This is a genomic window from Winogradskyella pulchriflava (genome assembly GCF_042434315.1).
Taxonomy (GTDB): domain Bacteria; phylum Bacteroidota; class Bacteroidia; order Flavobacteriales; family Flavobacteriaceae; genus Winogradskyella; species Winogradskyella pulchriflava.
Genome location: NZ_JBHLTQ010000003.1, coordinates 379,730 through 392,091 on the forward strand (window position 1 = coordinate 379,730; position 12,362 = coordinate 392,091).

Annotated in this window: 11 protein-coding genes and 1 other RNA gene; 4 read left to right on the forward strand and 8 right to left on the reverse strand. The window is 32.9% G+C overall.

Features of this window, described 5'->3' with window-relative positions; genetic code table 11:
- Positions 1–24: 24 nt before the first annotated feature.
- Both ACFFGA_RS07880 and ACFFGA_RS07885 read right to left on the reverse strand, forming a co-directional pair.
- Positions 25–1,059 (reverse strand): metal-dependent hydrolase, encoded by a 1,035-nt coding sequence (locus ACFFGA_RS07880; protein ID WP_386062143.1) that lies wholly within the window; start codon positions 1,057–1,059, stop codon positions 25–27.
- A 63-nt stretch (positions 1,060–1,122) separates the two neighbouring features.
- On the reverse strand, positions 1,123–1,521 hold the full coding sequence (locus ACFFGA_RS07885; protein ID WP_386062146.1) for a hypothetical protein: 399 nt from the start codon (positions 1,519–1,521) through the stop codon (positions 1,123–1,125).
- A 167-nt stretch (positions 1,522–1,688) separates the two neighbouring features.
- Between ACFFGA_RS07885 and ACFFGA_RS07890 the strand changes: the two genes are divergently transcribed.
- Complete coding sequence (locus tag ACFFGA_RS07890; RefSeq protein ID WP_386062149.1) at positions 1,689–3,353, forward strand: Na+/H+ antiporter NhaC family protein; 1,665 nt, start codon at positions 1,689–1,691, stop codon at positions 3,351–3,353.
- 116 nt (positions 3,354–3,469) lie between these two features.
- Here ACFFGA_RS07890 and ACFFGA_RS07895 read toward each other — a convergent pair whose 3' ends face one another.
- Positions 3,470–3,646 carry a hypothetical protein gene (locus tag ACFFGA_RS07895; RefSeq protein ID WP_386062151.1) on the reverse strand — a complete coding sequence of 59 codons (177 nt, stop codon included), beginning with the start codon at positions 3,644–3,646 and terminating at the stop codon, positions 3,470–3,472.
- A 144-nt stretch (positions 3,647–3,790) separates the two neighbouring features.
- Here ACFFGA_RS07895 and ACFFGA_RS07900 point away from each other — a divergent pair, with 144 nt between their 5' ends.
- Positions 3,791–4,429 (forward strand): peroxiredoxin, encoded by a 639-nt coding sequence (locus ACFFGA_RS07900; RefSeq protein WP_386062153.1) that lies wholly within the window; start codon positions 3,791–3,793, stop codon positions 4,427–4,429.
- Positions 4,430–4,503: 74 nt separating this feature from the next.
- On the opposite strand, the gene katG is transcribed toward ACFFGA_RS07900, so the two are convergent.
- Positions 4,504–6,723: a catalase/peroxidase HPI gene (gene katG, locus ACFFGA_RS07905; RefSeq protein WP_386062156.1), complete on the reverse strand. Its 2,220-nt coding sequence runs from the start codon at positions 6,721–6,723 to the stop codon at positions 4,504–4,506.
- 214 nt (positions 6,724–6,937) lie between these two features.
- On the opposite strand from katG, the gene ACFFGA_RS07910 reads away from it, so the two are divergent.
- On the forward strand, positions 6,938–7,174 hold the full coding sequence (locus ACFFGA_RS07910; protein WP_386062159.1) for a putative signal transducing protein: 237 nt from the start codon (positions 6,938–6,940) through the stop codon (positions 7,172–7,174).
- Between the two features lie 170 nt (positions 7,175–7,344).
- Here the strand turns inward: ACFFGA_RS07910 and ACFFGA_RS07915 are convergent, their stop codons facing one another.
- Entirely contained in the window at positions 7,345–8,970 is a 1,626-nt protein-coding gene (locus tag ACFFGA_RS07915; protein WP_386062162.1) for an ABC-F family ATP-binding cassette domain-containing protein, read from the reverse strand.
- A 159-nt stretch (positions 8,971–9,129) separates the two neighbouring features.
- Here ACFFGA_RS07915 and ACFFGA_RS07920 point away from each other — a divergent pair, with 159 nt between their 5' ends.
- The gene (locus ACFFGA_RS07920) at positions 9,130–10,578 is read left to right on the forward strand and encodes a TlpA family protein disulfide reductase (protein ID WP_386062165.1); all 1,449 of its coding nucleotides are present in this window, start codon (positions 9,130–9,132) and stop codon (positions 10,576–10,578) included.
- Positions 10,579–10,608: 30 nt separating this feature from the next.
- Here the strand turns inward: ACFFGA_RS07920 and fsa are convergent, their stop codons facing one another.
- The 3 genes from fsa to ffs all read right to left on the reverse strand — a co-directional run bounded on the left by fsa (position 10,609) and on the right by ffs (position 12,349).
- Positions 10,609–11,262 carry a fructose-6-phosphate aldolase gene (gene fsa, locus ACFFGA_RS07925; protein ID WP_386062167.1) on the reverse strand — a complete coding sequence of 218 codons (654 nt, stop codon included), beginning with the start codon at positions 11,260–11,262 and terminating at the stop codon, positions 10,609–10,611.
- A gap of 92 nt (positions 11,263–11,354) precedes the next feature.
- The gene (locus ACFFGA_RS07930; RefSeq protein ID WP_386062170.1) at positions 11,355–12,158 is read right to left on the reverse strand and encodes an SDR family oxidoreductase; all 804 of its coding nucleotides are present in this window, start codon (positions 12,156–12,158) and stop codon (positions 11,355–11,357) included.
- Positions 12,159–12,250: 92 nt separating this feature from the next.
- An RNA gene (gene ffs, locus ACFFGA_RS07935) (signal recognition particle sRNA small type) lies at positions 12,251–12,349 on the reverse strand.
- Positions 12,350–12,362: the final 13 nt, after the last annotated feature.

The window sequence follows — 12,362 nt, forward strand, 5'->3', positions numbered from 1 at the left end:
TTGAGATAGTCTAAGAATAGTATTTTATTTCCCTTTAAGTCGTTCTATCATTGGAGCAAAAATAGATTTTGCTGTGGCATTTTTATCAAAGTCTGGACCATTGGTTCTCATATCCCAACGTCCTTCTTTCTTAAAAATTTCCATGCTAAACAATGAAGATTCAGCATCATCAGGATTTAATAATGGATATCGTAAATCACTATATCTATATTCACCTTCAATGTCTGTTTTTCTAACTTTATAGTAGTTATCACTAAACCAAGCCAAGATTGCTAAATCTTTATCCTCCATAGGTACAACTGAATTATCTTTTGATATAGATTGCCATTCGGTTATTTTCTTTTCTTCATCTAACAATGAATAAAAGCCCATAAAATATTGCGTATCTGTCTCTACAACACCATACCACAAAATATTATTAAAAATTGTTGGTTGCGTTCTATAACGCTCAAATGAAATATTTTGATTTTTAAGTGAACTTTCAAAAACAGAATCTACCCTATATTTATTAAACAACGTGAAAATCATATATATCGAACTGATACCAATACCCAGCTTTAACCATAATCGACGTTGCTTTTTTTGCCTTTTGAAAAACATTAAAACAATCAGACAAATTAAAAAAGGAGCTGTATAAAATGGATCTGCAACCGATATATTATTAAAAGCCACACGATAATCTGAAAAAGGATAAAACAACTGTGTGCCATAAGGTGTAAAGCAATCTAAAAGTGGATGCGTAAATAATGCCCAAAAGAAAAGCTTTTGCCAATCTCTTAATGTTGTTGAGTTAAATCTTTTGCCTTTATCATAGAGTTTAAAAACTAACCATCCAAAGAGAAAAGCACCAATAAAAGCGAATAAAACAGAGTGCATAAAACCTCTGTGAAAAGCCATGGCTTGTATTTCATTACTATACATCCAAGATCCAATAAAAACATCTAAATCTGGTATAGTACCACCTAATGCGCCAAATAGTAAAGCCTTGTTTCCTATTTTTTTTCCAAGAACAGCTTCACCACAAGCGGCTCCTAAAACAATTTGAGTTAATGAGTCCATATTATGGACAGCAAAATACGATTATTCTATTATGGAAATAGAAATTTTGCTACACTCTTAACCTTATGATATTTTACTGTTACTAATAAGTGCTGTATTTCTGATTACTTCGCGTTGTAAGTTTTCTTTCAACTCTTGTATTTCCTCCATTCTATCAGGACATAACAAACTCTTAGAATTAAATTCTAACAAATACAGATAATTAAGTGTTTTTAGGTTTTTTCCTAATTTGTTTTTTGCCATTCTAAGATCAAATTCATTTATATATCCTTGGTCGTCGTTATTTTGTATGGCTGATAGAGCAATAGGCGAAATGGATTCTTCTACATTTTTACTAAAACCTATTACGTCTAGAATAGATTTCTTATAAGTGTTGAAATACAAACTTGTATTAAAGTCCGTAACAAAACTGATATAAAAGCTAATTGAGATAATAGAGATTATAAATAATAAAGTTGTCATAGCATTTTCATTTAGGGTTAATAAACTGTTTGTATTATTATAGACACGCTTATTCTTTTTTACCCTCCAATCTTTTTTGAGTAAATCACTAAACCTTAAAAATGATTACTGTTAATTTGTTATAAAAAGTAGATTATTGTAACATTACAGAACTAAACTGAATTTAAATGCAAGACGACGACTTATCTAAAATTGACATAGAAGACCAAAAAATTATTGACAACAAAGAACTTAATATATGGGAAGCTCTTGTGCCTGTTTTGATTTTAATGGGTTTATTAGCATATAACATCTTTGGTGCTGAAGGAGAAATGTTTGGTGGGTATTCTAATCAATATATTTTATTAATTGGTGGTTTTGTAGCTTTTATTGGTGGCTTATTAAATAAGGTAAGCCCTATTGTAATGCTAAAAGAAGTATGGGAGAACCTTAAAAGTGTTTTTATACCTATAATGATTTTACTTTTGGTTGGTGCACTAGCAGGTACATGGTTAATAAGTGGAGTTATACCAGCAATGGTATATTATGGTTTGCAAGTGCTAAGTCCAGAAATATTTTTACCTGCTTCTGTGATTATAGCAGCTGTTATATCAATAGCAACAGGAAGTTCATGGACGACCTCTGCAACTGTTGGTATAGCTTTAGTTGGTATAGGTACAGCTCTAGGAATCAATCCAGGAATGATTGCTGGTGCAGTGATTTCAGGTGCTTATTTTGGAGATAAGATGTCACCTCTTAGTGATACAACAAACCTTGCTCCTGCAATGGCTGGCACTGATTTGTTTACACATATAAAATATATGGCATATACAACTGTACCAACGATTGCAGTAACTTTAATTGTTTTTGGAATTATTAGTGCAACTATAGAACCGACTGGTAGCTCTGACACAGATTTTATATTAAGTACAATTGACAAATATTTCAATATTTCACCATGGTTATTTCTAGTTCCTGTTGCAGTTGTAGGCTTAATTCTATTAAAAACAAAACCTTTAGTTGCTCTGGCTTCTGGTGTAATTTTAGCTATAATTTTTGCTTTTATTTTTCAACCAAAACTTATTAACACAATAACTGATTCGTCCAGCGAAACAGTTGTTAATTCTATTCTTACAGATACAAATGTTGAAATTGCAGACAAAGAATATTTAGCTGTCTTTTCTGATTTAGATATAGAAAAAATCAATGCTGACAAAGATGGTCTAGAAAATCTTTTTTCGGATGATGACCTTAAAGGAGTTTATACTGTTGAATCACTAAAAACATTCTTTGCTTCAGACTATAAAGATGAAACCATTTTACAAAATAAAGCTGAAAATTTAGAAAAATTAATCACAATAAAACGACTAAAAAAATTGTTTAGTGCAGGCGGAATGAATGGTATGCTTTGGACAATTTTCTTAATAATATGTGCCATGATTTTTGGTGGTATCATGGATGGTATAGGTGCATTAGCAAGAATTACAAAAGCCTTATTGTCGGTTGCTACTACAGTTTTTGGATTGTTTACAAGTACAGTTATGAGTTGCTTAGGATTAAATATTATAGCCTCAGACCAATACTTGGCCATTGTTATTCCAGGAAAAATGTTCAAAAAAGCCTTTGAGGACAAAGGTTTAGCTCCCGAAAACTTAAGTAGAACTCTTGAAGACTCTGGTACTGTTACTTCTGTATTGATTCCATGGAACACTTGTGGTGCATACCAAAGTGGTGTTTTAGGTGTTGGTGTTGGTGAATATTTTGTATACGCTATATTTAACTGGCTAAGCCCTTTTACGACTTTAATTTTTGCTGCATTTAGAATAAAAATAAGAATGCTCAGAGGAAAATAGGAATTGAAAAATATTAAGACAAATTTTGCTCTAACTATTAATGGAATATTGCAAATTCTAATATCTGTATATTGGATATTTCATTTTTGTAATTTATGGCATTCTTACCATAATATTTATATTCTAACTCCTTTTATAATACCAGATTGGGTTTTAGTATTATTCATATTTATGAGTTCTCTAGGAATACTCATAGGTATATCAGTCATTCGAGGTAAAACAAAAATTAAGTCGGGATATATAAAACTAGCTGTTCTTTTTTTAATTGGAATAATTATTGATTTATTCTGCATTTAAAATATAAATTAAACAGTTATCAGGCAGATTGGCTTAATCTATCTTTTAATAAATTTTTAAAATACTTCTTCATTGCCAATCCTATATGGATGCGTATCTTTGCAGCCAATTTAAAATTTAACATTAAAATAGATTAAAAAATGGCAGTATTAGTAGGAAAAAAAGCACCTCAATTTAATGCACAAGCAGTTGTAAATGGTCGTGAATTTGTAACTGATTTTTCTTTAGATCAATTCATAGGACAAAAGCACGTTGTGTTATTCTTTTACCCAAAAGATTTCACTTTTGTTTGCCCAACGGAATTACATGCTTTTCAAGAAAAATTAGAAGAATTTAAATCTAGAAATACTGAAGTAATTGCTGTATCTACTGATACTGAGCAGTCTCATTTTGGATGGTTACAATTAGAGAAAAACCAAGGAGGTATAAAAGGTATTACTTACCCATTAGTTGCTGACACTAACAAAACAATCTCTAAAAACTACGATGTTTTAGCTGGTGACTATTATTATGATGAAAATGATATGCTACAAGCTGAAGGGGAATTAATAGCATACAGAGGTTTGTTCTTAATTGATAAAGAAGGTATTGTTCGTCATCAAATCGTTAACGATTTACCATTAGGTAGAAACGTTGATGAAGCATTACGTATGGTAGATGCATTACAATTTGTTGAAGAAAATGGTGAAGTTTGTCCAGCTAACTGGAACAAAGGAAAATCTGGAATGGCTGCAACTCACGAAGGCGTTGCTGAATTTTTAGAGAAGCATGTAAACTAAGCGCTTCAATAATTTATATAAAACAAAAAGGTGATTCAATATTGAATCACCTTTTTTAATTGCTATTAATCAACTTATTTTAAATCAAAACGATCTAAGTTCATCACTTTAGTCCAAGCCGCTACAAAATCCTTAACAAAACGCGCTTCACCATCATTAGCTCCATAGACTTCAGCTACAGCTCTTAACTCAGTATTGGAACCAAAAATCAAATCCGCTCTAGTTCCCGAGAATTTCATCGCACCAGTTTTACGATCACGACCTATAAATTCTTTATCTTCTGATGTCGTAGCTTTCCACGTTATAGAAAAGTCCAAAAGATTAACAAAGAAATCGTTTGTTAAGCTCCCTACTTTATCTGTAAATACACCATGTTTAGAACCATCATAATTAGCTCCCAAAACTCTTAAACCACCTACTAGAGCTGTCATTTCTGGTATGGAAAGTGTTAATAAATTAGCACGATCCACCAACATATCTTCAGCAGCAACATTTAACTTAGAACTCATATAGTTTCTAAATCCATCAGCTAATGGCTCTAAATATCCAAACGATTCTAAATCGGTTTGTTCTTGTGAAGCATCTCCTCTACCTTGTGTAAATGGCACACTTATATCATGACCAGCATTTTTAGCAGCTTCTTCAACCGCAGCAGAACCAGCCAAAACAATTAAATCTGCCATAGATATTGTTCCACTAAATTCATTTTGAATGCCTTCTAGTACGTTTAATACTTTATTTAATTCTTCTGGATTATTAACTTCCCAACTACGTTGTGGCTCTAGTCTTAATCGACCACCATTAGCTCCACCACGCTTATCAGAATCTCTATATGTTGAAGCTGAAGCCCAAGCGGTTTTCACCAATTCTGAAATAGATAAACCAGAGGCCAAAATCATTTTCTTTAATGAAGTAATATCTGAATCACTTAGCGTATAGTTGACCGTAGGAATAGGATCTTGCCATATCAATTCTTCCTTTGGTACTTCTGGACCTAAATAACGCTGAATTGGTCCCATATCTCTATGCGTTAATTTGTACCAAGCTTTAGCAAAAGCCTCTTCAAATGCTGCGTGATCTTTATGAAAACGTTCAGATATTTTTCTATACTCCGGATCCATCTTTAAAGCCATATCTGCAGTAGACATCATTAAGGCTTGTGTTCCATTTCCACTTGCTTTTGGTGCTCTTCTCGCATTTGATGCTTCTGTAGGTGTCCACTGATGCGCTCCAGCTGGACTCTTAGTTAGTTCCCAATCGTAGTTTAATAATACATCAAAATAATCATGATCCCATTGCGTTGGATTTGGTGTCCATGGCCCTTCTAGTCCACTTGTAATAGTATCATCTAATACACCAGTACCAAATGTGTTTTTCCATCCTGTACTCATTTCTTCCATTGGCGCACCATGTGGTTCAGCACCAACATATTTACCCGCATCTGCAGCTCCGTGGGTCTTTCCGAATGTATGACCTCCAGCAATCAAGGCTACAGTTTCTTCATCGTTCATTGCCATACGTCCGAATGTAATCTTTATATCGTGTGCAGACTTTAAAGGATCAGGCTCGCCATTTGGTCCTTCAGGATTTACATAAATTAATCCCATATGAGCAGCACCTAGATGACCTTCTAACTCACCATCACTGGTATCATAGCGTTCGTCATTATCTAACCACCCTGTTTCACTTCCCCAATAAATATCTTGTTCTGGTTCCCATACATCTTCTCTTCCTCCTGCAAAACCATACGTTTTAAATCCCATTGATTCTAAGGCGCAGTTACCTGCAAGAATCATTAAATCTGCCCAAGATATTTTATTTCCATATTTCTTTTTTACAGGCCAAAGTAACAAGCGTGCTTTATCTAAATTTCCATTATCTGGCCAACTGTTTAAAGGGGCAAATCTCTGAGAACCAGAACTTGCACCACCACGTCCATCTCCTACTCTGTAAGTACCTGCACTATGCCAAGCCATACGAATCATAAATCCACCATAGTGTCCATAATCTGCTGGCCACCAATCTTGCGAATCGGTCATTAAATCAATAACATCTTGTTTTAAAGCCGCATAATCAACACTTTTAAAAGCTTCGGCATAATTAAACTCATCGCCCAAAGGATTATTTTTTGGTGCATTTTGTCGTAAAATATTAAGTTTTAATTCATTTGGCCACCAATCTCTATTACTAGTTCCTCGACCAGCTGTTTTCTTTTGATCTCCACTCATAAAAGGGCATTTGCCTGCATCAGAATCATTAATATCCCATGCTTCTCCATGATGATTATTATCCATTTTTAAATTGTTTTAAGTTATAATTTCTATTTGCTTAAAATTATGAAATAAACTCCTTTAAATAAAGTCTGCATATTTTTTTATCAAATATTTTAATAGTCAAAATTTATAGTATAGAATATTTGAATAGTATTATTTAATATTACATAAATTTATAAGTAGGAATATTTCTAAAATTTATGTAACTTAATAAAGTAATTTAATACCCATAGATATGAGCACTACAGAATATACAAAAGTTTATTACGGTAATTTTATTTTAGTAACTCGTGTTAAAGATGAGTTAGAACGTACAGGTATTGTCCCAATCATTAAAGATGAAGGAGAATCTCAAAGATTAGCAGGTTATGCTTCAATGAATGCTGGATTTCAAGAAGTTTATGTTCATAACGATGAACTGGATAAAGCTATGGTGGTTGTTAACCGTGTTAAGGCTGAAATGGAGGCCTGAATTTGAAATTCAGGTTAATTTACCCTACTCTAAAAAAAGAATTACAGGTGCTGAAATAAATATTAGTATGACAACAACTAAGGTTATCTGTAAATCTAATTAACAGAGACGAATACTGGTTTGTCATTCTGAACTCTTTTCAGAATCTATCATAAAAATTAAGAGTTAGCCTAAGCCGTTACAGCATACATTTTCTCGCGTTGCTCTTTAATCTTTTTATCACTCATATATTCATCAAATGTCATGTAGCGATCTATAACTCCGTTTGGAGTTAATTCTATGATTCTATTACCTACAGTTTGTGCAAACTCATGATCGTGTGTGGTTAGCAAAATCGTTCCTTTAAAGTTTTTTAAGGAATTATTGAATGCCGTAATACTTTCTAAATCCAAGTGGTTTGTTGGCTCATCTAACATTAATACATTGGCTCTCATCATCATCATTCGGCTTAGCATACAACGTACTTTTTCACCACCTGATAATACATCAGCTGTCTTTAAAGCTTCTTCACCACTAAAAATCATCTTTCCTAAGAATCCTCTAATATAAACCTCTTCACGTTCTTCTTCGGTAGTTGCCCATTGACGTAACCAATCTACTAAAGTTAGTTTATTGTTAAAGTACTCGCTATTATCTAATGGTAAATACGATTGTGTTGTGGTAACTCCCCAAGCATATTTACCTGAGTCCGCTTTTTCTTTTCCGTTTATGATTTGATAAAAAGCCGTTGTAGCTCTAGAATCTTTAGAGTATACGACAACTTTATCGCCTTTAGCTAAATTGATGTCGATATCTTTAAATAACACGTCTCCATCTAAACTAGCAGATAAACCTTCTATATTCAAAATCTGGTCACCAGCTTCGCGGTCGCGTTCAAAAATAATTGCTGGATAACGACGACTAGAGCGCTTAATGTCCGCAATATTTAATTTTTCAATCATCTTCTTTCTACTTGTTGCTTGCTTAGATTTTGCAACGTTAGCAGAAAAACGACGGATAAATTCTTCTAATTCTTTCTTTTTCTCTTCTGCTTTTTTGTTCTGTTGTGCGTGCTGCTTAGCTGCTAATTGAGAAGACTCATACCAAAACGTATAGTTACCAGAGTAGTGATTAATTTTTCCGAAATCAATATCAGAAATATGTGTACAAACAGCATCTAAAAAGTGTCTATCGTGAGACACCACAATAACACAGTTATCGTAATTAGCTAAAAAGTTTTCTAACCAAGAAATGGTTTCGTAATCCAAGTCATTGGTAGGCTCATCCATGATTAACAAATCTGGGTTACCAAATAAAGCCTGTGCTAATAAAACACGTACTTTTTGCTTACCATCCAAATCTGCCATTAACGTATAGTGCAAATCTTCCTTTATCCCTAAGTTAGAGAGCATTGCTGCGGCATCGCTATCGGCATTCCAACCGTTCATTTCTTCAAACTGAACTTGAAGTTCACCTATCTTCTCAGCATTTTCATCTGTATAATCTGCATAAAGTGCATCAATTTCAGACTTCAACTTATATAATGGCTTGTTACCTTTTAAAACTGTTTCTAAAACCGTATCCTCATCATGTTTGTTATGGTTTTGCTCTAAAACAGACATACGTTTGCCTGGCTCTAAATGTACATGGCCAGATGTTGGATCCATTTTTCCAGCAATAATCTTTAAAAACGTAGATTTCCCTGCACCATTTGCGCCAATTATTCCATAGCAATTACCATTGTTAAACGTTGTATTGACTTCGTCAAAAAGTACGCGTTTTCCAAATTGAACTGAAAGATTAGAAACTGATAACATATCTTATATTATTTAATGCTTTTTTTGAGACTGCAAAAGTAGAAAATTAAAGCCATTGAGCGAAATAAATGTACCTCATATCAAGATTTAACGTGCTATTAACAAGGTTTGCGCCTTTCAACATATATTTTTGCTCTGAAAATGATTATACAATTCCCCATGCTAACTAGGTACATAGCTTTATCCGTTGTTTTGGTCTCCATGATTTTTGGGTGCAAAACTAATAATGGTGGTAATGATAGTTATGCCTATATTGGTGGTGAAATTATAAATCCTAAGAACAAAAATGTAGTTCTTTACAACACACATGGATCAGTAGTAGATTCCTTCACTCTTGATGCCAATAATAGATTTATACATAAAATAGCTGATTTTAAATCTGGATTATACTCTATTACACATGGAGGCGAATACCAAATGATACTTTTAGAGGCGAATGATAGTGTAATGTTTAGGCTAAACACTTATGATTTTGATGAATCTTTGGTTTTTACGGGTCATGGTGCCAAAAAGAATAACTATCTTATAAAAACGTATCTCTCTAACGAGTCTGAAGCAAAAAAACTGGTAAAATATTCTAAAATGGAACCAGAAGCTTTCAACGATTTTGTTGAAGAGAGACGTCAACGCCAATTACAAGAGTTCTATGAATTCTTAACGCATAGTGAAGAGTCTGATTTTTTTAAGTCCATTATTGAAGCAAATATAAACTACAACACTTATGCTGATAAGGAGATATATCCTTTTGCTTACTTTGGAAATAACAAACTAATTCACATTAAAGATTTACCTGAAGATTTTTACAGTTACAGATCTGAAGTAGATTTTAACATCAACCATTTAAGTCGCTTTTTTGCTTACAATCGTTTTTTGTTTCATTATATAGACAATGTTGCAACACAAACGTATTATAAAAACAATGCATTCCATAGTACATTTGATAGACATTCGCTAAATTATAACAAATCTAAACTTGATTTAATTGATAGTATTATCTCTGATGAAACTATAAAAAACAATCTTTTAAAATATAAAACACGCGATTATATTAGTAATAACCATACAGAAGAGGAAGCAAACGAAATACTAGACTATTTCTTAGCCAAAAGCACAAATGAAGAAGATAAGCTATACTTGAAAGATCTTGCATCTTCTCTCAGGTTATTAAGACAAGGTAATCCATTGCCCAATTTAGCATTGGTAAACTATAATAACACTGAGCATTTTTTGAAATCAATCATTACAAAGCCAACCGTTATTTACTTCTGGTCTTCGAATTCTAAAAGTCAATACAGAAATAGTCATTATATAGTTGAGGAGCTAAAGTTACAATTCCCTCAGATAGATTTTATCTCCGTTAACGTTAATGACAATGATGATAAGTTTTGGAAAAACATCATAAAAAACTATGATTTTCCAACGATTAACGAGTTTAAGTTTAAAGACTCAAAAGCAGCAAGAAAAACGTTAGCTGTTAATTATTTAAACAAAGCCATTATTGTAGATGAAAATGCTACAATACTTCATCCAAACGCAAATATATTTGCTTCAGAATTTAAAGATATTCTTGAAGAGCTACTACAAAAAAAGCACCTTATTACTAAATAAGATGCTTTTTCCTTTATAGTTTAAGTTAAGTTAGTTTCCTTTTTTGTAATCTGCTAAGAATTTTTCTAGTCCAATATCTGTTAAAGGGTGTTTTAACAATCCAGTAATTGAACTTAAAGGACCTGTCATAACATCTGCTCCAAGTTTTGCACAATCTATTACATGCATTGTATGTCTTACAGATGCAGCTAAAATTTGTGTTTCAAAAGCGTAGTTATCGTAGATATGACGAATTTCTGCAATTAAGTTTAAGCCATCTGTAGAAATATCATCTAAACGTCCAATAAATGGAGATACATATGTAGCACCTGCTTTTGCAGCAAGTAATGCTTGACCAGGCGAAAACACCAATGTTACATTAGTTTTTATCCCTCTATCAGAAAAATATTTGCATGCCTTAACGCCATCTTTAATCATTGGTAATTTAATTACAATCTGGTCGTGTAATTCAGCTAAAGCTTCACCTTCTCTAACCATACCATCAAAATCTGTAGAAATAACCTCTGCAGAAACATCTCCATCTACAATATTGCAGATATCTATATAATGTTTCATAATGTTATCCGTACCTGTAATACCTTCCTTTGCCATTAATGACGGATTGGTAGTTACACCATCTAAAATACCCATATTTTGAGCTTCTTTAATCTGGTCTAAGTTTGCTGTATCAATAAAAAATTTCATAGATAATTTGTTGTGTTTTTAGTTGCTGCGAATTTACGACTTATAACGCTGTTATAATTGACTATTTTTTCAAAATATATTAACAACGCATTTTATAAGTCATAATGCTTCATCAGTAACTTTTCATAAGTTTTATCAGGTAGAATTCGCTTTAAGACAATAGAAAATTTTTGCATAAAAGCTCCAACCTTATAATGGATTTTAGGCTGCTTTGTATTAATAACGTTAAAAATAGCTTCTGCCATTTGCTTAGGATCATTGCCTTCATCTACATGCTCATCCATGGTTTTTAGTGTGTTGCCATACTTTTCCTTATATGGAGAATCCTCTAAAACTGGAGCATGGTAACGACCAGCTGCGATATTAGTTGCAAAATCACCAGGTGCTATGTTGGTCATTTCAATATTAAAGTCTTTGAGCTCCATTCTAAAAGCTTCAGTAATCAACTCTAAAGCTCCTTTACTAGCACTATAAACACCTCGATAAGGCAAACCCATATAACCAGCAATAGAAGTCACATTGATTATTAAACCATAATTTTGATGCCGCATTGTAGGCAAAACAGCCTTAATAACATTAATAGGTCCAAAGAAATTGGTTTCAAAATTTCGTTTTATTTCTTCATCTGGAATTTCTTCAATAGGACCTGTAATACCAGCACCTGCATTGTTTATTAAAACGTCAATTCTGGTTTCATGTTTTAATATTTCGGCTATACACGCACTTATGGTTTCAGGTTTAGTAACATCTAAAGCTACAATAGGAAACTTACTATCTGTATAGTTCTTAGGATTTCTACTCGTTCCATAAACCTTAAATCCTTTAATAGTAAGATACTCACCTACAGATTTTCCAATTCCAGAAGATCCGCCTGTTATTAAAACAACTTTAGACATTTTTCTAAGTTATAAGTTTTGAAGTTAAAAGTACAAAGTTTAAGGAAAACATTATTTTTTGTACGTAATAAGATTTAAGTTTTTTGTACAAAAAAAGGCAAGCTACCTACATCACACCGCTACGACCGCGTACCTTTGCTACGTTCCCGTCCTGGAGGATTAAGCAGGAGCTGGTTGTGTAGGACTTGCCGGCTGCAAAGATAC

Coding starts and splice junctions, on each gene's coding strand:
- fsa (WP_386062167.1), bottom strand. CDS start 11,262: ATGAAATTTTTTATTGATACAGCAAACTTAGACCAGATTAAAGAAGCT.
- ACFFGA_RS07910 (WP_386062159.1), top strand. CDS start 6,938: ATGAGCACTACAGAATATACAAAAGTTTATTACGGTAATTTTATTTTA.
- ACFFGA_RS07920 (WP_386062165.1), top strand. CDS start 9,130: ATGCTAACTAGGTACATAGCTTTATCCGTTGTTTTGGTCTCCATGATT.
- ACFFGA_RS07930 (WP_386062170.1), bottom strand. CDS start 12,158: ATGTCTAAAGTTGTTTTAATAACAGGCGGATCTTCTGGAATTGGAAAA.
- ACFFGA_RS07885 (WP_386062146.1), bottom strand. CDS start 1,521: ATGACAACTTTATTATTTATAATCTCTATTATCTCAATTAGCTTTTAT.
- ACFFGA_RS07895 (WP_386062151.1), bottom strand. CDS start 3,646: ATGCAGAATAAATCAATAATTATTCCAATTAAAAAAAGAACAGCTAGT.
- ACFFGA_RS07880 (WP_386062143.1), bottom strand. CDS start 1,059: ATGGACTCATTAACTCAAATTGTTTTAGGAGCCGCTTGTGGTGAAGCT.
- katG (WP_386062156.1), bottom strand. CDS start 6,723: ATGGATAATAATCATCATGGAGAAGCATGGGATATTAATGATTCTGAT.
- ACFFGA_RS07915 (WP_386062162.1), bottom strand. CDS start 8,970: ATGTTATCAGTTTCTAATCTTTCAGTTCAATTTGGAAAACGCGTACTT.
- ACFFGA_RS07900 (WP_386062153.1), top strand. CDS start 3,791: ATGGCAGTATTAGTAGGAAAAAAAGCACCTCAATTTAATGCACAAGCA.
- ACFFGA_RS07890 (WP_386062149.1), top strand. CDS start 1,689: ATGCAAGACGACGACTTATCTAAAATTGACATAGAAGACCAAAAAATT.